This is a genomic window from Rhodococcus sp. FW305-130 (genome assembly GCF_058788335.1).
Genome location: NZ_JBYTAP010000010.1, coordinates 221,055 through 243,752, shown reverse-complemented (window position 1 = coordinate 243,752; position 22,698 = coordinate 221,055). Strand labels below are relative to the sequence as shown.

At 59.3% G+C, this 22,698-nt stretch carries 18 protein-coding genes; 14 read left to right on the top strand and 4 right to left on the bottom strand.

Features of this window, described 5'->3' with window-relative positions; translation table 11 throughout:
* Nucleotides 1-444: 444 nt before the first annotated feature.
* Nucleotides 445-996: a hypothetical protein gene (locus AC3WQS_RS27850; protein WP_492713152.1), complete on the top strand. Its 552-nt coding sequence runs from the start codon at nt 445-447 to the stop codon at nt 994-996.
* A 19-nt stretch (nt 997-1,015) separates the two neighbouring features.
* On the opposite strand, the gene AC3WQS_RS27845 is transcribed toward AC3WQS_RS27850, so the two are convergent.
* The gene (locus AC3WQS_RS27845; protein WP_054781641.1) at nt 1,016-1,879 is read right to left on the bottom strand and encodes a phytanoyl-CoA dioxygenase family protein; all 864 of its coding nucleotides are present in this window, start codon (nt 1,877-1,879) and stop codon (nt 1,016-1,018) included.
* Nucleotides 1,880-2,278: 399 nt separating this feature from the next.
* On the opposite strand from AC3WQS_RS27845, the gene AC3WQS_RS27840 reads away from it, so the two are divergent.
* Nucleotides 2,279-2,593 (top strand): XRE family transcriptional regulator, encoded by a 315-nt coding sequence (locus AC3WQS_RS27840; protein WP_487760650.1) that lies wholly within the window; start codon nt 2,279-2,281, stop codon nt 2,591-2,593.
* Nucleotides 2,594-2,686: 93 nt separating this feature from the next.
* Here AC3WQS_RS27840 and AC3WQS_RS27835 read toward each other — a convergent pair whose 3' ends face one another.
* Nucleotides 2,687-2,839, bottom strand: a complete 153-nt coding sequence (locus AC3WQS_RS27835; RefSeq protein WP_492713153.1) for a hypothetical protein — start codon at nt 2,837-2,839, stop codon at nt 2,687-2,689.
* 851 nt (nt 2,840-3,690) lie between these two features.
* On the bottom strand, nt 3,691-4,425 hold the full coding sequence (locus AC3WQS_RS27830; protein WP_492713154.1) for an IS6 family transposase: 735 nt from the start codon (nt 4,423-4,425) through the stop codon (nt 3,691-3,693).
* A gap of 40 nt (nt 4,426-4,465) precedes the next feature.
* On the opposite strand from AC3WQS_RS27830, the gene AC3WQS_RS27825 reads away from it, so the two are divergent.
* The 12 genes from AC3WQS_RS27825 to AC3WQS_RS27770 all read left to right on the top strand — a co-directional run bounded on the left by AC3WQS_RS27825 (nt 4,466) and on the right by AC3WQS_RS27770 (nt 21,224).
* Nucleotides 4,466-5,563 carry an Hsp70 family protein gene (locus tag AC3WQS_RS27825; protein ID WP_492713155.1) on the top strand — a complete coding sequence of 366 codons (1,098 nt, stop codon included), beginning with the start codon at nt 4,466-4,468 and terminating at the stop codon, nt 5,561-5,563.
* A 67-nt stretch (nt 5,564-5,630) separates the two neighbouring features.
* On the top strand, nt 5,631-7,418 hold the full coding sequence (locus AC3WQS_RS27820) for an Hsp70 family protein (RefSeq protein WP_492713156.1): 1,788 nt from the start codon (nt 5,631-5,633) through the stop codon (nt 7,416-7,418).
* Nucleotides 7,419-7,875: 457 nt separating this feature from the next.
* Nucleotides 7,876-8,823 carry a phospholipase D family protein gene (locus tag AC3WQS_RS27815; protein ID WP_070797437.1) on the top strand — a complete coding sequence of 316 codons (948 nt, stop codon included), beginning with the start codon at nt 7,876-7,878 and terminating at the stop codon, nt 8,821-8,823.
* A gap of 786 nt (nt 8,824-9,609) precedes the next feature.
* A complete protein-coding gene (locus AC3WQS_RS27810) occupies nt 9,610-9,867 on the top strand; it encodes a hypothetical protein (RefSeq protein ID WP_007733695.1) in 258 nt (85 codons plus the stop codon).
* Between the two features lie 4,280 nt (nt 9,868-14,147).
* Entirely contained in the window at nt 14,148-14,930 is a 783-nt protein-coding gene (locus tag AC3WQS_RS27805; protein ID WP_070797436.1) for a ParA family protein, read from the top strand.
* Nucleotides 14,927-15,241 (top strand): hypothetical protein, encoded by a 315-nt coding sequence (locus AC3WQS_RS27800; protein ID WP_070797435.1) that lies wholly within the window; start codon nt 14,927-14,929, stop codon nt 15,239-15,241. The genes AC3WQS_RS27805 and AC3WQS_RS27800 overlap by 4 nt, the downstream gene beginning before the upstream one ends.
* A gap of 626 nt (nt 15,242-15,867) precedes the next feature.
* On the top strand, nt 15,868-16,842 hold the full coding sequence (locus AC3WQS_RS27795; protein ID WP_492713157.1) for a DUF2637 domain-containing protein: 975 nt from the start codon (nt 15,868-15,870) through the stop codon (nt 16,840-16,842).
* 111 nt (nt 16,843-16,953) lie between these two features.
* Nucleotides 16,954-17,580, top strand: coding sequence for a TetR family transcriptional regulator (locus AC3WQS_RS27790; RefSeq protein ID WP_241841249.1), 627 nt, complete (start codon nt 16,954-16,956; stop codon nt 17,578-17,580).
* Nucleotides 17,581-18,012: 432 nt separating this feature from the next.
* A complete protein-coding gene (locus tag AC3WQS_RS27785) occupies nt 18,013-18,249 on the top strand; it encodes a YlcI/YnfO family protein (RefSeq protein ID WP_070797433.1) in 237 nt (78 codons plus the stop codon).
* The gene (locus AC3WQS_RS27780; protein ID WP_070797432.1) at nt 18,249-18,548 is read left to right on the top strand and encodes a type II toxin-antitoxin system PemK/MazF family toxin; all 300 of its coding nucleotides are present in this window, start codon (nt 18,249-18,251) and stop codon (nt 18,546-18,548) included. The genes AC3WQS_RS27785 and AC3WQS_RS27780 overlap by 1 nt, the downstream gene beginning before the upstream one ends.
* A 28-nt stretch (nt 18,549-18,576) precedes the next feature.
* A complete protein-coding gene (locus tag AC3WQS_RS27775) occupies nt 18,577-20,427 on the top strand; it encodes a hypothetical protein (protein WP_492713158.1) in 1,851 nt (616 codons plus the stop codon).
* On the top strand, nt 20,427-21,224 hold the full coding sequence (locus AC3WQS_RS27770) for a hypothetical protein (protein WP_007733683.1): 798 nt from the start codon (nt 20,427-20,429) through the stop codon (nt 21,222-21,224). Before AC3WQS_RS27775 ends, AC3WQS_RS27770 begins: the two co-directional genes overlap by 1 nt.
* Nucleotides 21,225-21,354: 130 nt before the next feature.
* Here AC3WQS_RS27770 and AC3WQS_RS27765 read toward each other — a convergent pair whose 3' ends face one another.
* Nucleotides 21,355-22,425: a PDDEXK nuclease domain-containing protein gene (locus AC3WQS_RS27765; protein WP_003941261.1), complete on the bottom strand. Its 1,071-nt coding sequence runs from the start codon at nt 22,423-22,425 to the stop codon at nt 21,355-21,357.
* Nucleotides 22,426-22,698 lie beyond the last annotated feature (273 nt).

Genomic DNA, 22,698 nt, shown 5'->3' with positions numbered 1-22,698 from the left:
ACGCCACCACGACCAGAACGATCGCCGTTGTCGTTTCGGCGGGATGCGCGTTGATCCACTCGCTCATCGCACGATTCGACATTGACGACGTATCGACCATGTGCGTATCCCTTCGAACGGAGATCAATCGGTCAGAGGCAGAACAGGATCCACCCGCGCGGTATTTCCGTTGATGTCTGCTTTCACCGTATCGCTGACACCCCGCACACGCGAGAATCTCAACGCCAAGGACCACCCGTGGAGCGTCTCACACCATCGACGCCGTATTCCTCACAGATCGACCTTCAGGTGCCATGTTGCGAAGCGAATTGCTCCAAAGGGAAAAAGTGCACAGGTCCACGAGATGCTACCGAGGAGGAGAACGTCATCCAGCTCGCTCTCGCAACGCCAACTCAACGAGCACGTGCGTACCGCATCGAAACTTCTTCGATCGCAAGCTTTCTCGTGATCGCCGCAGTGGTCATGGCCTCCCTGGCTGTTGTACTCGCGCTCGACGTCGGCGAACCCGTTCAGGACACGACCGGTGCGCAGCCATGGCTGCGCTGGCCGGCAACGATCATCGTGGGAGGCCTCGCCACGGTATTGCTGGGTGCAAGCTTGCGGTATCTTTGTGTGCGCTTACGCCCAGTCCCGACATTGGTGAACACACCGTTGCATGCGGTGGTGACACGTCCGCCCGCGGCCAGGCAAAGAGCCGGAGTCGAGGTGTTTCACATCGACGTCGCCCTGGACAACGACAGCGGCCGCTCAGTCGCATCGATTGCGGATGCCGTGTCGCCGAGCTCGATCTGCGAGTTTTCGGTCGGCTCTCGCTGGCAGGTCTACCCCCTCGCAGACGACGCCCGCTGGGTTGCATTGAGTGAGAGCCACCACGAGATCATCCGCTACGGATATCTGATCCACACGGGCACAAGCAAGAGCCGATCTCACCTGTTGGTCGAGCGCCCCGGCCCGGGTTCGGACCTCGCGCACCGTGATGCGACCGATGTGAGGTGACATCGCCGGGCAGTATCGACTACCTGCGGGCGGCGAGAAACTCCGGTCTCGGTGCAGCACCGCAGTAGGGCGGCTCGAGCGCATTGTCGACGCTGTTGAAGACGACGAAGATGTTCGCACGAGGTACGGGCGAAATATTTCCTGCGGACGCGTGGAGCAGATTGCTGTCGAACAGTGTCATCGAACCGGCAGCGCCGGTGACGACCTCGATGCCGTGCTGATCGTACTGCTCGGAGATCATCTGCTCGTTCGGGACACCGACCCGGGGAATCTCGTCGACCAAGGATTCTTCGAAATACCGTGGCGGGGTGGCACCGACGCACTGTAGGAAGGTGCGGTGCGAGCCGGGCATGACCATCAAGGGCCCGTTGAAATGGTGGTTGTCGGTCAAGGCGATCGAGGCGCTGACCGCTCGCGGTGCCGGCATCCCGTCCTCCGCATGCCAGGTTTCGAAGTCGGCGTGCCAGTAAAAGGCCCCACCTCGAAAACCCGGCTTGTAATTCAGGCGACTCTGGTGAACGTACACCTCCGATCCCAGAATCTCTGCTGCGATGCCGGCGGCCCCGGACTCCTCGATCGCATCGGAGACCACCAAACTCAGATTCGCGATGTCGAAGATGGACCGCACTGCTGACGAACCCTTTTCGCGAACGATCCGCTCGTCCCCGCGCAACTCCGGTTCTTCACCGAGACGCGCGACCTCGCTCAGACATCCCCGCACCTGGCGGTCGTCGAGCACTCGGTCGAGATGTGTGAACCCGTTGGCCTCGAAGTCTGCGTACCGAGTATGCATCTTCGGATCCCAGAGAACAGGGTCGGGGCGTTGATACGCAATCGGCGACGCCATCACCCGCGTGTGGTACCGGTCGGTGGTGACAGCCATCAGTACGAACTCCCCTTCTCGCGTTGCTCGAATCCCGTCTCCGGCATCGGCGGACACCGACACTGTAGGTGATGCCCACGGCGCAGACACCGGCCAGATTATCGATTCGCGTAATGCCTCATCGTTTATAACACTTCTCCTCACCTGTACTCAAAACGCTTGGACACCAACGAGTTTCTCTGCCATGCCAGAGTGCCCGTCGAGTCGCAAACAAACACCCTCACTACCTCCTATGACCCCGATTTGACGGACAATCTCTCCAGCAGATGCATGAGACGTCCTCGAACAATCGACACCACCACGCACCAGAGGCCCGAGCGTCCGTGCTCGCCGCCCCGCCCTGGATCGGATCACTCACCCGATTCGTTTCAGCGTCAATCACCTGAAACGATGTCCCGTATGAGTCCATTCGGTTCATGGGTGCAAGCACAGATCGAACTTCGCGGTTACAGCAGCGTCAAGGAGGCTGCTCACGCCCTCGACATCTACCCATCAGTACTACGCCAGTGGATGTCGATCGTTCGGAGACCATCGCACAGTGTCATACGCCGCGCCGCCACCGCGTTCGATGTCCATATCCAAGAGGTCCTCGTCGCCGCCGACTACATGACCGAGGAGGAATCCGGCCTCGTAGACGCAATTCCAGCATCAGTGCGGCACTTCACCATCGGACAAATGCTCGAAGAAATCGGCCGCAGAACCGAAGGACGATAGCTCTCCCCTGAGAGACTACGCCCGGGGTGACTCCCCCTGAGACTGAGGCGATAACCATGAAAGCGCCGCATCGACAAACTGGTTGATCACCCTTCAGCCCTCGTTGCACAGTGAGGCTCCACATCTGAGACGAAGACGTCCCAGCACGATGTTCTCACTCGAATCCACACGAGCACATCCCCACAACAAGGAGTACCCGGCCAACGCCGCTCGACCGAGCACACCGAATCCGTTCACGACAATCACGACGCAGCATCCTTAGCGAATGCAGACGAAAGACATTGCACAACAATAGATTCCGATACAAGATCTACGATCAGAATCTTTGACTCAGAAACACCAGTCTTCAAGATCGATCAGAACCACCCCACCCGACAACACCTGCCGCAGGCCAGTCAAGAATTCCCCCAGCGTGCGCCACCCCAGCCGATTCGCACCGCCGACCCGGTAGTGCGCCCGGACATGGCAATCGATGGCATCATTCACACCCTTCGCGCCAGACTTCCCGACCCCCGAAGAAAATGAGAGGGTCGCGAATGTACCGGATGTACCCAACCCAGAATTGGAAGCACCGACACATGACTCTCACCGAACAGCTACACAATTGTCAGGACCTGCTGGCGCGAGCGCATCTGGCAGGCGACAAGGACGCAATCCGCCGCTTCTCGGAGCATCGACTCACACTGATCCAACAAATAGTCAACACGAGCATCCCCACTCGAGGTAAATAAAGAAGTTCAGTCGGTATTTAATAGGTGAGTTCGATGCTCGCGGAAGACTGCCACACAAACTCGCAACGAGCGTCGTTCAAGGCCGTATAGCGGTGACCCAGATGCCCTGGAAAATCGACTACGACGATGAGCAAGTTTCCGACCGCCCGACACGATCCTTAACCTGCTCATGAGGCGCCTCATAGCGATCCGGAACTTTCCGGGAAATCGATCCACACGCCCGGATCCACGGCTCCACAGAATCAACACGTCACCCGAGCCTCAGGCAAACCAACTTCCACAGGGCTCTGTCAACTTAACTGAACATGACTGGGGATCAACAGCATTCGGGAATTCTTGGCGGATTCTTTCGGTGTGACAACGGGTTCAGGCGGCGACGGGTACGCCGGTGACGTCGTTCCAGGTGGCGAAGCGGTTGGTCATTTCGGAGCGGTAATCGCTCGCGGTGAGCGTGTGTCGCCCGGGCCGGAAGTGCGGCGAAATCGCACTGAACACCACCAGAAACCGTTGCGCTGCACCCGGTGAGCGGAAAAACTTCATCGCCCGTTCGCGCTGCCTGGTCGGTTGATGGGAGTTCTCGGCCCGGTTGTTCAGATACTTCGAGCGGCGATGTTCAACCGACGGCATCAACTCCCGATGTGCCACAACATAACTGGCGAGCTTGTCGGTCACCAGCACCCTCGGCACCCGGCCATGCTTGCGCATCAGCTTACTGAAGAAGCGTTTCGCCGCCTTCGCGTTACGGCGCGACTGGACCAGGACGTCAAGGACGTTCCCGCCCTGATCGACCGCCCGCCACAGGTAATGCCGGATGCCTCCGATCTTGACGAACACCTCGTCCAAAAACCATTTATCGCCAGGTTCGGGAGCGCGTCGACGCAGGCCACGCGCATATTCTGGCCCGAACTTCGCGCACCATGTGCGGATCGTCTCGTGCGAGACGACGATGCCGCGGGCTAGCATCAACTCCTCGACGTCGCGCAAACTCAAGGCGAACCGGTAGTACAGCCACACGCAGTGCGCGATGATCTCCGCGGGATAGCGGTGCCGTTTGTACGGCGACCGCGTCGAATCCACCCGCGTTTCGTCTCCACGACTCATCCGACCATCATCCCTGACTGACGGCACAGTTAAGTTGACGATGCCCGTGCGCCGCTGGGTCGATATTCAACTTCAGGACGAGAACCCCGAGCTGCTGCACTTTCTGCGGACCGTCGCACCGGCCCACATCCTGCGGACCCTCGACGACTCCATCCGCCGCGCCAAAGAACTCCTCTCCTCCACCGAGTCCGCGACGATCTCCGTAGTGGACAGCCGGCACGACCGCCGCGAAACCCTCACCCTGACCCGCGCCGAGTTCGAATCGATCATCGCTCCGGAAATCGAGCGCGCAGCCGCCTTGACCCATGCCGCTCTGGTGGACGCAGGGTTGACCGGACCACAAGGGTTGACGGCGCTGTACCTAACCGGCGGCTCATCCCGGATCCCACTGGTGCAGAGCCGGATCGCTGCACTCGGTCCGATCGCAACTCTCGATGATCCGAAAACAGTGGTCGTTCAAGGTGCACTAATCGCCACCACACGATCGTCTGCTGCACCGACCGGCCCTTTTCCATCGACCACTTCCGCTGGTGCAGGTGAGCAGTCGCCCGCACGAGCGCCGTTGTTCGGGGAATCCGCCCGTACCGGCAGCGTTCCCACTCACAATCCGCACAGCTCGCAGTCCTCGCCATTCGAGGCCGCGGTAACCCCCGCGGCGCAGTCGTCGCAGTCCCGCTCACGCGGTGTTCTCATCGGTGCAGGCGTACTCGTCGCACTCTGCGCTGTCGGAGCAGCGGTATGGCTGTCGACCTCGTCGAACAACGACACCACCACGCACAACGCCTCGCCAATCCGCACGGTGAACACCGCGCCCGGCACCGCTGACGACATCACAGCGGTCCAGGACCGGACCACCGAATACCTCGCCGCCGTCAGTGCAGGGGACAAAGCCAAAGTCGAATCCATGCGTTGCGCCGGCTACGTCACCGTGACAACGACCCCCGACGACACCCCCGCAACAGGCACTGTGACGATCACGGTCAAGGAATTCATCTCCTCGAACGTCATCGGCGACAACGCCTCCGTCCGTCTGCGGATCATCACAGATAAGAATGGCACCACAGACGAAGGCGTGGTCCTGGTCGAATACGTCCGCGAAGAAGGCCAGTGGATGTTCTGTTCCGTCACCGACCAATAGACATCCGCTTCAGGAAACCTGACCGACACAGCGCGGTCGACGAGCAATCACAGGAAAGAGACACATCATGTCGGGTTGGATGCTGAGCGTCGACTTCGGAACATCGAATACCGCCGCCGCGCACACCGGTGTTGTCACCGGAGCAGTGGAAACTCTCTCTCTGACCCACCAAGGCAACCTGATGAGTTCGGCCGTATTCGTGGAATCACCAGCGACCATCGATGTCGGCGACGTCGCCCTGAACCGGGCCGAAACGAACCCAGCGGCATTCATCCCCTCCCCCAAACGCGTCGTCGGACAAGGCGTGGTCCACGTCAACGGCTACGACATCCCCGCCTCGTTGCCCATCGCTGCTGTCCTGCACACCGTGATCGGCCGTGCCACCGCCGTCCACCGCGACCAAGCGCCCTCCCATCTGGTCCTGACCCATCCCGAGGGTTGGTCACCACGCGAGGTCGGAGTGCTGCTCGACGCTGCAGCCAGGGTCGGCTACGGATCGGGACAGGTCAGTACCGTCTCCGAACCCCGGGCCGCCGCGCACTACTACTCACGCACCGAAACCATGCCCGCAGGAACGAAGATCGCAGTGTTCGACTTCGGCGGCGGCACCCTCGACATCGCAGTCCTCACTGCAACAGATGCCAATTCGTTCGACATCATCGCTGCTCGCGGCGACAACAGCCTCGGCGGAAAGAACCTCGACGCGGTACTACGAGGGTGGGTCGATCACATGCTCAATGACCGCAATCCCGACCTGCTGCACTTCATCCGCACCTCCGCGCCCTTGCACGTCACCCGAAGTCTCGACGACTCCATCCAACGAGCCAAGGAACTGCTCTCCTCGAGCCCGTCAGCAACGATCACGGTCAACGGAAACGGACATCAGGAAACACTGTCCATCACCCGCCCGGAATTCGAATCCCTCATCGCCGCAGCCGTCGACCGTGCAGTCGCGCTGACGCGACAGACACTCATCGATGCGGGCATCACTCATCCGAGTCAGCTCTCGGCCCTGTACCTGACTGGTGGTTCGTCGCGGATCCCGCTGGTCCATCAACGCCTCGCTGTCCTCGGGCCGATCGCGACTCTCGACGACCCGAAAACAGTTGTCGCCCAGGGCGCGCTTATCGGTGCCGGGGTTCAACGTAACTATGCCAACCCACAGCTCACTGCTCCCGGCATCGGGACAGGCCCGAACACCCGCGCCGCTCCTGAGCAGATGCAACCCGTCTTCACCCTGAGCGCCACCACCGCTCAAAGCCCTCACACCTCGAACCCGTCCAACTCCAAGACAATCAAATACCTTGCAGCCGCCAGCGCTCTCGTTGTCATCGGAGCAATCGTGGCAGCCGTGATCGTTCTGCGCCCGTCACCGGACAACCCGAACGTGGACAACCCAGCCGCCGCCGGCACCACAACCGCACCGACCATCACTGCCGGACCGGTCACCGACGCCGATACCGTCAAAGCCGCCCTCCCCACAGCCTTGGGCAGCGCCGCAGAAAACTGCCGGCAATCCACCTTCACCAGCGACGGTGCCCTCGTGATCAGTTGCGATATCAAAAAATCCAACCAACTCGCCAAAAGCTTCTCCGAATACGGCAATCGCTTCACAGCCAGCCTCGACCTGAAACAAGCGAAGAAAACACTTCTCGGATACCGCGAATACGACTACGGGAACTACACCCTGGTCGAAAATGACTCCCGCACAGCAGGAGTCAATATCAGTGACGGCGCCACCGGACAAGTGTCGGGAAGTTACGTCAACATGGAAACCGGATTGACCATCGATGTCTACGGCATGACCGACACCGGCGCTGTCACTGACTTCTTCCGAACCGCCGGACTCCTCTGATCGAGCAGTCCACCAGAAATTGAGCTCACAACAGATGCGAGCTCGGATAGTGGCAACCCGCCCGGATGCAACCACGCCCTCGGCACAGGCCAGGCGTGGGGCCGCACGATCAACCGCGCCCATCCCCACCTCAACGGGATCGCGTACCGCGGCAGATTCACCGGTTCGAGCCAACGACAGGTCCCTTCCCCACCCATCCTGCACTCTCACCGCCACTGTCCCCATATCAGATTCTTGCGCTGAATCTACAGCGCTGCAGCAGCACTGGGCTACTACGTCGTCCAGCTGGGGAGGTGGTATCCACACCGTTCCTCTACCTCCACGACAGATCACACACAGTTCGGAAGGCACTTTGCTCCCGGAGATGACGCACAACAATGGCAGCCTTCGAGGCAACGTCCCCCTTTGCCTCGAAGGCGCCAGAAATCGGGCCCAAATCGCGATATCGTTCTAGGTTATGGGGACCAGCTTCCACGGACCGAACCCGTGGCCACACATCACTCGTGCGATCCGAACGCGAGGCCCGCGCTATGCCGCTATCCCCTATCTCGGACACCTTGCGCCCGAACTACTTCCACTTCGCAGTGGAGACCTTCTGATCGTCAATGCTTCTACCGCGGCGATCCGCGCCCACGCCACTTCACCTGTCGTTCTTGCGCACTACCTCAGCAAGGGCGTTCGCATCCTGTCGTCGTCAACACTGCACGCCAAGGTCATCGTGACGAACCAACGAGCTGTAATCGGCTCGGCGAATGCTTCCGAGAATTCCACATTCACCCATGAAGCGGTCGTCATTTCCGATGACCCGCAAGTGGTTGCCGACAGTCGCGCGTTCATCAGCAATATCGACGAAACCACTGCTGTAGACCAGATATTCATCGACAACGCTGCGCACGAATGGGCGATCGGGCGTGCCGTACCCATACCCGGCATCACCGGCCGAATGCAGAACCCCGACAACGACTTTCTTCCGACTCCGACCAACCGAGTTTTTATTAGGCAAGACAGCGATCACGAAAACCGTTCTTCCGTGCGCATCGCAGCTGTGAAACAGACTTCAACAAAGCATCTTTCGGTCAATCCGAGCGTGAGATATCGACTCGAAACACTTAGACTCGGAAAACCAAGCAGCATGGCACGTGGGGACGTCGTCATCCGTATCTCCACGGACAACGACTTGCTATTGCCGCCCGCTGTCGTGATATCCAACCAGGATCGAATACCAGATTCCCCCAGTCAATTTCAATGCTTTCTCCGCGTTCGCAACGACCTGCTACCGCTTCCTGTGGCAGACACCGAGAGGTATCTCGTCGATGTCGGGTACCCCAGCGCACAACTGCGGTCCAACCACTACGTTCGCTCGCTCAGTCTTCGGGACGAACTGTTGGCGTTGTGGAACCTTTGAGTCCTGAGAAACGATGTTGACGGAATGCGAAGTATTCCTTCGAGTGCGCGAACAGCGCACCGTCGATATGTCGATCCGAGCAATGTACTCACGGAAGTCGAACGACGCACGACTCTAATGTTCGAATCCGGTGACGAAATCCTTTGGGCAACTGCGATAAAGAGCATTCTGCGTGACAATATGCGCGGATCGACCTCCCCCAACCGAAGTCCCGTCACGATTCGCAGGCGAACACGAAGGCACAAACCTTCCCCGCTGGAAACATACGTTCGACAGTTGACAGGTTGAGGTGCCTTTCCGGATCTTTCAGGTGCTCCTCTCGACACGTGACCCGAGCTATCGAGCTCGCAGACGCACCATCGACTGTCCACAGGCCCCCTGTCGCCATCCATCTCCACGACACACGGCAGCAGGCTGCGGAAGCGCCGTCCAACACGCGGGTTACGTAACCCCTCCCCCGCGTTCAGTCACACATGAACCTCCCCGGCGTCTGACAGCATGAGAGCCAAGCATCTCCATCCGCTCCCGAAGAATCCAACCCGATTCCAACGCTAGACCCATCATCGAACCGCCAACGCACCCAAACTCCACCTTCAGCGAAGCCGCAGAGGTGGTCCGTCAAGCCCCTCGCTGGCCGGGCCGGCGGTGGGCTGTGAGGCGGGCCGCCGCAAAATCCCCGGGCCGCCGCAAAATCCCTCAGAACTCCATGGCAACATCAACCACACGCGACACACCGAACAAGCGCGCCTACCCGTATCAGTTACAGATTGGTTCTAGTCTTTCCTCATGGCACAGCACAACAAGGGACCTCGCGGACACATCGCGACTCGTGCTCCCCTCAAGCAGCACAAGGTGTACGAGGATCGGGCCGCCGAACTCGGAATCCCTGCTGGGGATTACTCCGTGCTCATATTGGCCATCACCCACGGACTGGACATACCGGACTACATCATCGACAAACTGCATCCGGACCAGCTGAGACTTCTCGAGGTCGAGGCAGCTGGATCACTGCGTCGCATCGAGCAGCTTGCGGTCGGCGCATGAACTATCCCTAGACAGCGAACAACCCCCAGGGCTTGGCGGCATCGGGGGCTGTCCGTTTATGCGGTTGTGAGAGCTTCCCAGCTCCCTGACCACCACTAACCCAGTGAAGGAAGAGGCGGTGACCACCACTACCTCGAAAGGAAGAGGCGGTGCTTACTCGATGATATCGCAGAAACGCAATTCCGCCATACTCGCGGACGTGTTCACGGTGTCATTTTTGGCACGTCCAGATCACATTTCAGCTTTCATGGCGACCGGATCACACTTCTGCGTCCCGAATGTCCCATCCGAGCAAGCCAGCACCGTACCCGTAGCGGTACCGATGTGCGGCCGCCGGATCGAACAGATCTCCCGAACGACCGCGGCCGCAACGCGCGTACAGCGGATCCGCAGACAGGGAGGCCGCCCCTAGCCGACAACGAACGAAGTGCCCCGATACCTAACTAAACAGCGCAGACCTCTTGAAAAGCACAAAGGCCCCCGAAGGGGGTGATTGGGAGCGGACCGCATCGCGGCGAAATAAGGACTGGCAGGTCCTTGACGTCGACTGAGAACTGGCAGGTTCTCCGACATCTGTTCTCGAACATTCTTGAGAGGTGAGCTTCGAAAGTTAGCGCTTTCTCTGCTCGTACTGCATCCCCTGGAAGGGACTTACCTATGGCAGGTATGTCTCAGGGTAGCGCATACCCTGAATACACCCCAACTCATTCCATATCACCAACCTTCGGCGTGTCGCACATCGGCACCCAATCCACTGTCCCTCAATCGACAGAAGTCGATGAATGGCAAGCGGCAGTCGACGATGCTCTCTCACGTATCGCTCGCCTCGAAGCCGCTACTCGGCAACTCAACGAGTCCACTGACCAGCGTGGACGCTCTTGGTCCCTACCTGTCGAACCAACGGAACAAGCACGCGTTCCAGTGTGGACATCACGCAGGGAATGGCTCCGCCAATTCCGGCATCACACCACCAACCCGGCCGGCAAGGCGTTGTGCGCGCGCAACCTGATCAAGCCCGACAAGGCTTACGCAGTGGCACAAGCTCACGCACATTTCGCCGAATCCCACACCGGCCGCGGGGTCTCCGCAGCGAAATCAACGATCGCTGCCCGGGCCAACGTCAGCGAATCCTCTGTCAACCGCGCCAGGCGCGTGCTCATCGCTCTGGGAATGGGTATCGAACACGTCCGGGGACGGAACCTTAAAACTCTGGAATTTCTGGCTGCTGAAGCCCATCACGGGGGTCAACAGCGCCGCGCTGCATCGACGTGGTCACTGTCATCCCCTCGAGCAATTGTGGCAACGACACCTCACCGCAAACTCGCCAAGACGCGGCCGTCTCGCGCGTCTGAAAGAGCAACCCGCCGCAGTGCTCGCAGCTCTCTGAGGCCCGACGTCAACCGCGTCAATCAGCCCCACAGCAGTCGACCAGGGCTGATAGGAACTGACACCCTATCTAGTGTTGGTTTTTTATCTTTTGAAGTTCTTCCGTTAGGAAGAACTCACCAACGCGCGCACGCGCGAGCCCAGCTCACAACAACAAAACGAAGCACTTCTCGGATCGCACCCCGGCCTCTGGCACTTCAGAGGACTGCAGCCGAACTCGTCAACCATGCGCCGGCTCTTAGACCGCCCGGACATATCGGGGCGATCTGTGATCTTCTCCGCGATGTCAAAATCGATACGACGCGATGGACAGGGCGTGACATCGCACTGACGCTCTCCCGAGACACAGCAGATCGGGGGTGGATCTGGCCAACGAGATCAAGCCTGATCTCACCGTTGGCGTACCTCAGACGCAGGCTCGATGGGATCGACTGGACCGGAGAATCACCCAGTGAACAGCGTAAATCGGCCGACCTGGCGCGAAAGAGGGAACAAGAATTACTTGAAAACTCACATGTGCAGCGTACGAAAATGGCAGCGAACCCGGAGCACCGCGCCAAGATCCTAGCCAGCATTCGGGCTCACCTGGCATGCAAGCTGCAACATTGAGGCTTCCTGGTCCCAATCCAGCCAGGCAATTCACGTCCAAAATCGCGCCTCGCGATGATCGACAAGCGTTGCTGAGAAGGGTTGTGGTCCGTAGCACAGCACCCTGATCGCCACGGGCTCTAAATACTCATGGCGAGGTTGATCGGGACACAAAGAACCGGGAGGACAACATTTTGATCTAATACGCGGAGCTCCACAGCCATTTTCGGAGAACTGACCCCGCCTGAACCAGTCAATGGTGGGCTGTCGGTTCGCTTCTCTGCGCCTGAATGGCGCTGCGTTGGTACTGGTTCAACATCGAAGAAGAGTTTTTGCGACTGCCGCTCCTCCTATGCAGACGCGTCCGTAGGTATTCGGATCGTCTATTGGTCATATCTCTCGAGACATGTACCTGACTGAGAAACTTGATTTGCGCAGGTAGGCGGCTTTTTGCGCAGAGAAGCATGGTGCGATCACTGCGTGTGACGCATGCGTTGCGAGGCATTCTGGTCGCGCATGCGATACATGCAATGCGTGCGTTGCAAGGCATGCATTGCATGTATGGCAGCGCTGTTGCGTAAAACGGTGGGCTGCTTGTGTCGTTCGTAGCTGTCGACTCGGCAGAGTCGGCATCCTGAACGGGATACTTGTAGATGGGAAGCTTGTCTCCATCCCCTCCCCCGCTCGGTCGAAAAGTGCGTGTGTTTGGGCGTAGCGATTCACACGTCGTTGTATTCGAAATGTCCACCCACCCGAAAGTTCTGTTCGGAAAGCGGCGAAATGAAGCCTGATGAAACTGATTCTTCCCACCCCGCCCCTCAGCTTCATTTCGTCACTGTGACGTAAAGTCAGTGCCTGCTCGGATTCGCTTCGGTCATTGCACTTTGGCCGAACGTCGAGTCATCCGGATCTCCACATGTCCCTTCCCTCACACCTCCGGGTTCACACTGCGACCTGCCTTTCGCGCAGAAATTTCGTTGCACCGCGGGCCCCGCGGTGTCCTGAGATGCTTCCGCAATGTTGTTCGTGAAGTTAGATGAGCCCCCCGACTGGCAGTGAATCGGCTGTATCTCTCAATAGAATTGGGCCCCTCCCCCGCGATCAGTGCGGTTGTTCGGCCCACGCATGTCTCACTTCACCATCCGTGCAGTTCATGTGAGTTCTTCCTTCTGCCCTCGATGTTCGGACCCCGATGGAATGAAGTATGTTCTGGCCTTCAAAGGGGTACGGGCTTCTATTGACGTGCCCCCGGCGCGAAAATCAGAGAGTTTCTGAAGTGGCAGTCTGTTCTTGCCTGCCTTGCAAGGTTGGTGCTTTCCTGCCATCCCCGCAAGGGCGGTGCATTGGCGGATGGCTGGGTATGACCGCTCGCGACGGTGAACAATTTGTTCTGCGCGCACATCGGAGATTGTCGAATCCTACAATTTCGGCCTTTACTCAGTTAGCAGCCGAATAGCGTCCCTTCGTTTCCTTAACAAGCTGACCGAGAGGACTGCCACACGTTTCGATTCGGTCTCTGAAACGTCTCACGATCGGGTGATCGTGTTAGCGAAGCTGCTCTCGGTCGAGTCGAGCTTTTGCAACAACGCGTGACACTTGCGGCAGGTATTTTTGATTCGTTCGACACGCATAAGCGTATTGACCTGCTATTTTGCTGCTTCACGCAATGCGTGAGGTGCATGCAATGCATGCAGGGAATCGAAAGAACATGCAATGCATGCAATGCATGATCTGCTTGCGGCGCAAGGGGTGCGTGCTTACCGTGCATAACATTTGATGCGTGTCCTGCATGCAGTACACGCACGGCATGCATGGCAGTGCGTGCATGCTGAGCGAGCAGAGTACGCAGCGCATGCCATGCGTTGAATGAGGTGATTGCGCGGCGTGCGAGACGTGCATTGTGCGCAACGCATGCGTGGGTTGCGGGCGAAGCATGGCTAGCGTGTCGAGCGAGACGTGCGTGGGTTGCGGTGCACGCATGGTGAGCGTTGCATGCGTTGTGCGCACGGGGTGCAGGTAATGCAGCACGTGCATGACACGCACAGAGTGCAAGGCTTGAACGTCATGCAATACATGCGTGTTATGCTACGCGCGCACGTAATGCACAGTGTGCGTGTCTAGCGGGCAGAGCAGACCCAGCATGCAATGCATGCGGTGCTCAGGTCGCGTGTAACGCACAGTCTGCATGTAACCCACGTACAGCGTGGATTGCGCACACAGCAAGCAATGCACATATTGCATGCAGCGCGTGATCCACACGCAATGCACGCCTCACACGCGTCAACGCCCTCGATGAAAGGTCCGCAATGCAGCCACGCAAAATCGCACTCGGCAACCAGAAGGGTGGGGTAGGCAAGACGGCCTCCACTCTCGGGCTTGCCAGCGCCATCACCGCGGTCGGCGGAAAAGTACTTGTCGTCGACATGGACCAGCAGGGCAATACGACCGGCGGCCTCGGCGTCACTCTCGAAGAGGGCATGATGACGGCCTACCACCTCATGAACCAGACCAGGGAAGGCGTTGCAGCCGAGGCGATCATCGCCACCCCATGGGATGGCGTCGACCTCATTCCCGCAGACGAAGAACTCGGAAAGATCGAATCGGATGGGTCGAATGACCTGGTGTTTCGCCTAGACGTCGCGTTCGAAGGGCTCGACCTTTCTCCCTATGACGCCGTGCTTTTCGACTGCCCTCCCAATATGGGCAAGGTCCTGTTCGCGGTTCTTATTGCAGCAGATGGCGTTGTGGCGATCACCGAACCGACAATCGACAGTGTCGGCGGCGTTCAGAAGCTCGAAGAGACAATTGACACCGTTCGTAAACGGGCAAACCCGAAGCTGGAATTCGACAAGATCGTGATCAGTCGTAAACGATCCACCGGCGAACATGAGTTCAGAGAGAGCGAGCTACGGGAAACCTACGGCTCTCTCGTCGCCAAGACGTCGATCCCGGAACTCGCGGCCCGCCAGGACGCGCACTCGAATCGCACTCCGATTCACCAGTTCAAGGGTGGGAAAGCATTGACGCTGCAACTTGCATATAGTGACTTGCTCGCTGAGTTGCCCATTGTGATCGGAGCACCGGCATGAGCGTGAAGCGGGAACCTGCCATTCGTAAGACACATCCGGCTGAACTCATCCCGGAACGTCCGCCCAGGGGAGACGCGACCCCTGCGGCACCTGCAGCTACGCCGTCATCGCCTTCAGCGGATCTCAGCGGCCGCAAAGATGAGGAGGAGAAGCTGTCGATGACCCACAACACGCGCATCAAACCTTCAACCAAGGATCGCCTCCGGCGTGGTGTTGACAAATTGCGGTACGAGACGGGCGATCGTGAAATCAGCGAGGCGTCGATGACCGAGGCTGCGCTGGACGAATACTTGAAGGCCAGGGGACTCTAGAGCGGAGCGTGCACGGCATGCACTGCGTGCATGCATCCGATAGATTGTCCTGATTGCGGAGTTCGGTCACGGGCATCTTGTGCTTCGGCTGAAAGACCTACGCAGCGGCGCTTAGCGCGTGCCCGTCGAATGAGTTTGCACACGGGAAGCATTCCACGGACCTCAGTAGTTCAAGTGGTCAGCCCGCGGGTGCGGGCGCGCAGCGAACCCGCCCCGGAGTGGGAGTCCTTGCTAGGACGTGCAATGCCGTGTTCCTCTCATCTGCTGGCATTCCGTTCCGTAGCTCTCGGAAGCCTTGGCAGCGCAAAGCGGCGAGCAATTTGCGTGAGCAATCCGCTGCAGTCCTGCAATACACACGCAAAATTGCAGACCACCCCACATACATCTGAATCAACATGCACGCAGCTGGCACGACATCGCCGACATGCTCGGAGTACCACGCAAACAACAGCAGTCGCCGCTCGCATGCGACCGGAAGAAATCGCAAGAACCCCCACTCCACGCAAAGCGGACGAAACGCAGGAGTTCCACCAGAAGAAATCTTCCGAAATCAGGAGGAGCCCCGCCGGCGGCAACCAGCGAGGCTCCAGACCGAGAACACCCCTTGTAGGAAGGAAAACCCGATCATGGGTGATTTTAGTCTGCGCGCAGCGCGGATCCAGCTTGGAGCACTGATCGCCGCACTTCTCATCGCGATCTTCATCGCAATCGGGATCACCGCAGGCGCATTTGTCCTCTCCTTCGCAGTCCAACGGGACCTCGCGCGCCAAGGAACCATCCCCGAAAACCTCGCATGGATCTTTCCCGTCATTGTTGACAGTGCAATCTTCGGATCCACCGTCGCCATCGTTATTCTGAGCAAACTGAAGATGCATCGACGCGACAAGTACTTCTACGTTGCTGTCGCTGTTGCAGTGGTCGCGATCAGCATCCTCGGGAACGCCTACCATGCGTTCCACTCCGCAACAGTTGCGCAAAAGGCCGTTGCAGCAGGTCAGAGTATTGGCTACACGCCTCTCGACCCCGCCGTTGCAGCCATGATCGCGATCATTCCGCCCGTGCTGGTACTCGCCTTCACTCACGGTCTGGGAATCCTGATCAAAGCAACGGGTATCGCATACTCCGACTACAAGATCGAGATCGACAATGCCGCTGCAGACGCGGGCACGGTCGCTACGCAAAGCATCGTCATGCGCAACGAAACAGCCGAAGGAGTCCAACACTCTCTTGGCGTCGTAGCAACGCATCAAGCACCGAAAAGCGCTCCGCACCCGAACCCCTCCGAACAAACGAGGTCCTCAGTGGACCCGGAGCCGTCGAACGAAGAGGCGGTGGCGCACGCCGAGCTCGAATGGTTCATTGCCACATCGGACCTGCCCGACGCTGTCAAGGACACCGCACGACGCAAGCTTGCAGACCCAACCCTCACCTGGGAGATGATCGCCCAGACGTCCGATCCTCCTGTTGCGACATCGACCTCGTGGCGGCGGTACGAAAAATTTGACACCGCGGCCCGAGCGGCCGGCTTCGACAACCCGCCGCTCATCGACATGCGAGCCTCCGATGTTCACTTCACCGACCAACTCGTCACTACAACGTGAGTAGCGCCGCAACCCACCAAATGCCAAAGTCTCCGAGCGGCAGGAATCGCGTCATCATGGAGAGGTTGACCACCGCAGAGTCCCTCACGGATTGCAGACAAGGAACCCGCATTGATTGACCCAGACGACCGACGCCACTTGATCGTTCCGTTCGAACAACACCACCGACCCCGACAACAACGAGCGCACGAGACGAAGGCAAAGATCCTCAAGGCAGCTGCACGCTCCTTCTCGATCGATGGGTATGCCGCCACCTCGTTGAACGACATCATTGCGAAGGCTGCCTCCACGAAAGGAGCGGTGTACTTCCACTTCGATTCCAAGGAAGCGATCGCGGGAGAACTCATCAACCACTGGTTGACCGCGCTCCGCCGAACCCGACAATCAAGCGGCGAATCAGCGGTACCAGCGCTTGAGCAGTTGGCTGTATTTTTCAACGGTCTAGCGGCGCTTATAGCTGACGATGCCCTGGCCCGAGCCGGTCTCAGGCTCACCACAGAAGCAAGCCTCGATATCGCCCCACCCGCATTCCGGGAGTGGGTGGAACTCGCCAGCCGACTCGTCGATACTGCGATCGCAGACAGACAGCTCCCCGCCTCCGCCGCCCACCGTCTGGCGGCGAACCTGTGCGCGGGATTCATCGGCGCGGTTCAAGTCATACAGGTACTCGGCGACCCTGGAGATTTCACTTCGCGTATAGACGACCTAGTGAACGCGTATGTGATCGCAGATACGTAGTCCGCGCACTGGGCGAGGTCGTGGTAGGGGAGAGGGACCAGACCCAATCCTGGCAGTGACGTCGCCAACCGCGTACCACGTCTATTGCATTTTCTCGACGGTAGCGAGGCAGTCGCGTCGTAGAGAGGGGTGACAACGTGCCAGGCATTCAGAGTCGAATCCCCAACGCCCTTTGTCGCATAGCGAATATTTCAGCGATACGAGCCGTGCCGACGTGAAGACGCGACCATCGACGGGACCGTCACTGAGACTGGAGAACATCAGATATAGATCGACCCGATGAAGGCAGCGGAAACCGTGTGCGTGGGAAGGTGTGCCGCGTCGGGGCCGCTGAGTACTTCATCGATCCTCGCCTCCCGTTGAAATGATCGGTTCCACAACTCGCACACGATGGTGGTACCCAAACGAATCCCACTTCGGTACCATTGGCATATGAGCACGCAGATCGCGGTACGACTACCGGACGAGATCGTGGAATTTCTCGACGACGAAGTCAGGGAACATCGCGCCACCTCGCGGGCCTCACTAGTGTTGCGCGCTCTCGAACGGGAGCGTCGCCGCCAGATAGCCGCACGAGACGCGGAGATCCTCTCGGCCGCAACATCCGAACATGATCTGAGTTCCCTCGCTAACCACGCCGTCAATCGACAGCCAACAGGCTTGACCTGATGCGACCAATTCACGAAGCCCACCTCGATACAGTCCGGCCGGTCCTCGTACTCACCCGGGAGGTGGTCCGCCCGCACCTCGGGACCGTCACGGTAGCGCCCATCACCGCCGAGGTCCGAGGGCTGTCCACTGAGGTCCCCGTCAGTTCAGCCAATGGAATGACCACCGAAGCGGTCGTCAGCTGCGACCACATCACCACGATCCCCGCCAACGCACTCGGTAACATCATCGGCTATCTTTTTCCAGCACAAGAAGAATCGCTGACCATCGCCGTGCGCGCCGCATTCGATCTCGAATGAGGACGACAGCGAACGGAAAGGATGAATCATGGCGCTGAAGAAAGGGGAGCAGTTCGCGCTATTCGAGCTCGAAACACCAGAATCCGCTACCCGTTCGGACGAAGTTCCCGAACCAGACCAGCCTTCACTGTTCGACGTTGACGACACCGCTTCTCTCGAAACGGATTCCGACGCTGCTGAGCTCCCGGCCACCGACGATATCGTCGCCCCTCCGGATGACCGCTCCAAAGACGTGGAACCGGAAACCACCCAGGCCCCCGGACTCGACGCAACCGAACCGGCCACCCTACCTCCCGCCAGTGAGTCGGCAGACGGCCACGCCGTCATCGTCACAGCAGCTGGCACCTACACGCCATCCGGCCACACACTTACCGGCCCAGTAGATTCCATCGAAAAACTCGACAAACTCATCAGATGGGCTACCCTCACCCCGCTGGGTGCGCCGGCACAGATCTGGATCGTCGGAATCGACGCCTGCGAAATGCTCGGATGGATCATCGACCCAGGTAGCGAAGATGACGTCGACGACATGGAAATCCTCCGCACACGCGCGGCCGAAGAACTTACCGCGATCCTCCATGCCACACTGACCCCCATGCTGACCGCAGGATGGGAACTCCGCGGAGAGCCTGGCCACGTCGTTCACCTCTCCCGCACCACCGGGAACTTCACATCCATGGTCGACATCTTCATCGAACCCTATGTATGGACCTACTGGAACAAAGACTTCGGATGGGGCAATCGCGTGGGAGACATGGGGATCCTCGGATCACCCACCGCCGGAACCTACCTCCCCGACGATGACCTCCTCGCCGCGCAGGAACTGGGACGCCGACTCGCCTGGTGCGCACAACACCTCGGCGTACTACCCGGCCCCACTCCAGCACGCACCGGTGCCGCCATCGTTGACAAGATCAAACGCGACCGCACCCGCAGCGGTAAAGGAATCGTCGTCACCGTCGGTGGACCCGTCCCACCGCTGGACGGCGAACCCCGCGGAGATCTCGAACCTGCAGTCGGATGGACCCGCATCCCGGACCTCGAAGAACTCTCCGACGCAACACAACTGGTATCGATAGACCAACGAGCGGCTTACCTCGCTTCCGCTGGCATGCTCGAATTCGGCTACGGAAAACCTCGACATCTTCGCGGCGAGGACGCGCTCGATGCGGCAGGGCAATCGAAAACCCCGTTCGGGCTCTGGCGTGTAACCCTCCCACCCGGCGACATGCTGGCGCTCCCACCCGCTCTACCGTTGCCCCACCCACACATGTTCGCCGACCAACCTGTCCAGACCTGGATCACCACCGTCAGCCTCGATGCACTTCAAACGTCCATCGCAGATGGCGGAATCGGCGCAGAACTCGACGATCTCGACATCACCGAAGCATGGGTCTACCCCGAACAAGGTCGAGCTCTCGACAAGTGGGCCAAGATCCTCCGCGAAGCCCGGAAAGTTGCCGTCGACACAGGCGACACAGCGATGAAACGGTTCATCGGCGCCTGCTACAAGGGTTACATCGGCCGAATGGTCAACCCGGACATGTGGACCGCCAAACAAATGCAGCACCACCACCAACCGCTCTGGCGGGCAGCGATCATCGCGCACTGCCGCTGGCGAGGCCGCCGCGTCGCGATGCGCATCGCACGCGAAACCGGCCGATGGCCACTGCGCACGGTCACCGACTCCTGGGTCTACCCACTGCCCCCGGGTATCGACATCGCCGACGACAGTGACGCACTCGGGAAGATGACTCTCGAAAAGCGCTCCCCGCTCACCGAGGACATCACCGTCATGCTGACCGACGCCCGCGACACCCACGAGATCAACCTCGCGCTCAAAGCTGCGTTCACCGACGAAGATGAAGGAAACATATAGTGGCCCTGCATCTTCCGAAACCACGATCAACCAAACCCGCACAGAAAACCGTCGGCTTGGACGGCCTCAACGTATCCGTCTCAACAGCAGCGACCAGCGGTATCGAAAAATCCAAATCGGTCAAAAGTGGGGGATTGGCCGGACTCACCAGCAAAGTCTCCGTACGCCAGATCCGTACCGAAATCGGCAAAGAAGGCCTACGGCAAGCAGCTGTCGACGCCGGGAGAAAGCCACCCTCTGACCGAACACTGCGCCGCTGGGCGCAGCAAGGACGAATCCCACACCCCGACGTCACCGAACGTGCACAACGGCGAGCCGCCATCGAACGCCTCGGCGGAATCGACGCTGTCGCAAAGAAAATCGGCCGTTCACGGTCAGCGGTCTCTCGCTACCGTTCCGGCGAAACGAACGAACTGCGCGCCGATGCGAAAAAGAAGCTCAAGAATGTCAAAGCTCGCGACATCATGGACCGCGCCGGCGTCCTACGACCCGACGGGCAACCCAAAAAGGCCACCATCCGAGTCCGCGGGGGAGTGTCCGTCCGCAACGGATCCGAGGAAGGTTACGACTATCGAGTGCGTACCCTCGACTTCGCGAACTCCGACAGCCCCTTCAGTCTCGACGAAACACGAGAACTCGCCATGGCTTTGGCCAATGACGATCATGCCCGGGTGGTTGCCATCCTCGAACGTCACGCCACGATGGATTACCCCGAGAACAAGGGATTCGATCAGTACGGCGACACTTTCGGATTTCACTTCGATTCCATCGAATCCGTCCACATCGACTGGACATAAAGCTGCCCTGCCTCTCGACGCGCCGGGCAGGGCCGGGCATCTCGTTCGCAGACGCTCGTGCGAAACACTGATAGCGATCTGTTGGCACCACTGGATATGTCGGCCAGATTCGAAATCGAATTGGCGCGTCTCAGCCGGAGTTGTCAGGTTTGACGGGCAGTTGGGAGTCGAGTTCGGAGACGGTGGCTTCCACAGCTGCCGCGATCTCGTCGTCGGTAGGGACGAGATCGCGAACCTGGGAGGGGAGAGTCTCATAGGTGTAGTCGGCTACGGCGAGGGGTGCAGTTGTTCCGGCAAGTGAATATCGGACGACGTTGTCGTTGCGGCCGGCGCAGAGCAAGATTCCCACAGTCGGGGCGTGGATGTCCTTGTTTCGGAGGTTGTCGTCGATCCACGAAACATAGAAGCCGAGCTTCCCGACATACTCCGGCTCGAACCTGCCTACCTTCAACTCGACGACGACGAACCTCGCTTGCACCCAGTTGAAGAACAGCAAGTCGATATAGAAGTCCTGATCACCGACCTCGAAATGGTACTGGCGTCCAACAAAAGCGAACCCGTGGCCCAGTTCGAGGAGGAACTGCTCCAGCCGACGCATCAGTGCGGACTCCAGCTCCCGCTCCGCGACACGTTCGGTGATGTCGAGAAAATCGAAGACGTACGGGTCACGCACCAACTGTTGAGCGAGATCGGAATCCTCGGCCGGAAGATGGTCCTGAAAATTCGACGGTGCCGCACCGATCCTGCGCCGTAAACCGCTGTTGATCTGATTTTGCAGCACATTGCGCGACCACCCGTGTTCAGCAGCCGTTGATGCATACCAGTCGCGGTCGGACTGGTTATCCAGCTTGTCGAGCAATACCGTCACATGACCCCACGGCAATTGGCCAACAGGTTGTTGGCCAATTGCATCGCGACCCCAGATGCTCGCCATCTGCCGCATGTACTTCAGATTGGTCCGCGACAACCCACGCATGTCGGGAAAGGCCGATCGAAGATCGACGGCGAGCCTGTCGATCACTTTTGAACCCCAGCCCTCGGCCTCTTGACGCTGCACGATCGCGTGCCCTATGTCCCAATACAGGCTGAGTAGTTCGGTGTTGACGATTCGGGTGGCGCGAACTCGCGCTTGCCGAACTTGCGACTTGAGATGGTCGAGAAGCTGGGCGTAGTCGGCGGGCAGTTCGGCTGGAGCATTCACCCATCCATCTTTACCCAGCGCTGCTGGGAACGCCCACCGGACATGCCTCCACTGGACACCTCAGCTCGCAGGAACGGCGACTCGGGTGTGGATGCGCGCTAGACGCAGGATCACCCGGCCCTCGCACAGCTCAGTTCTTCACAGGGCGCATTGATTGGAGTGAATACGTCCAGCACCATAGCGGCCCTCACCTGAAATCGGGCGCGTCAGGCCTGTCCGCGCGCGGACAGGTACATCTTGTTTGCTGGTAGAGAAAGGTTCTCATGCCGTTCC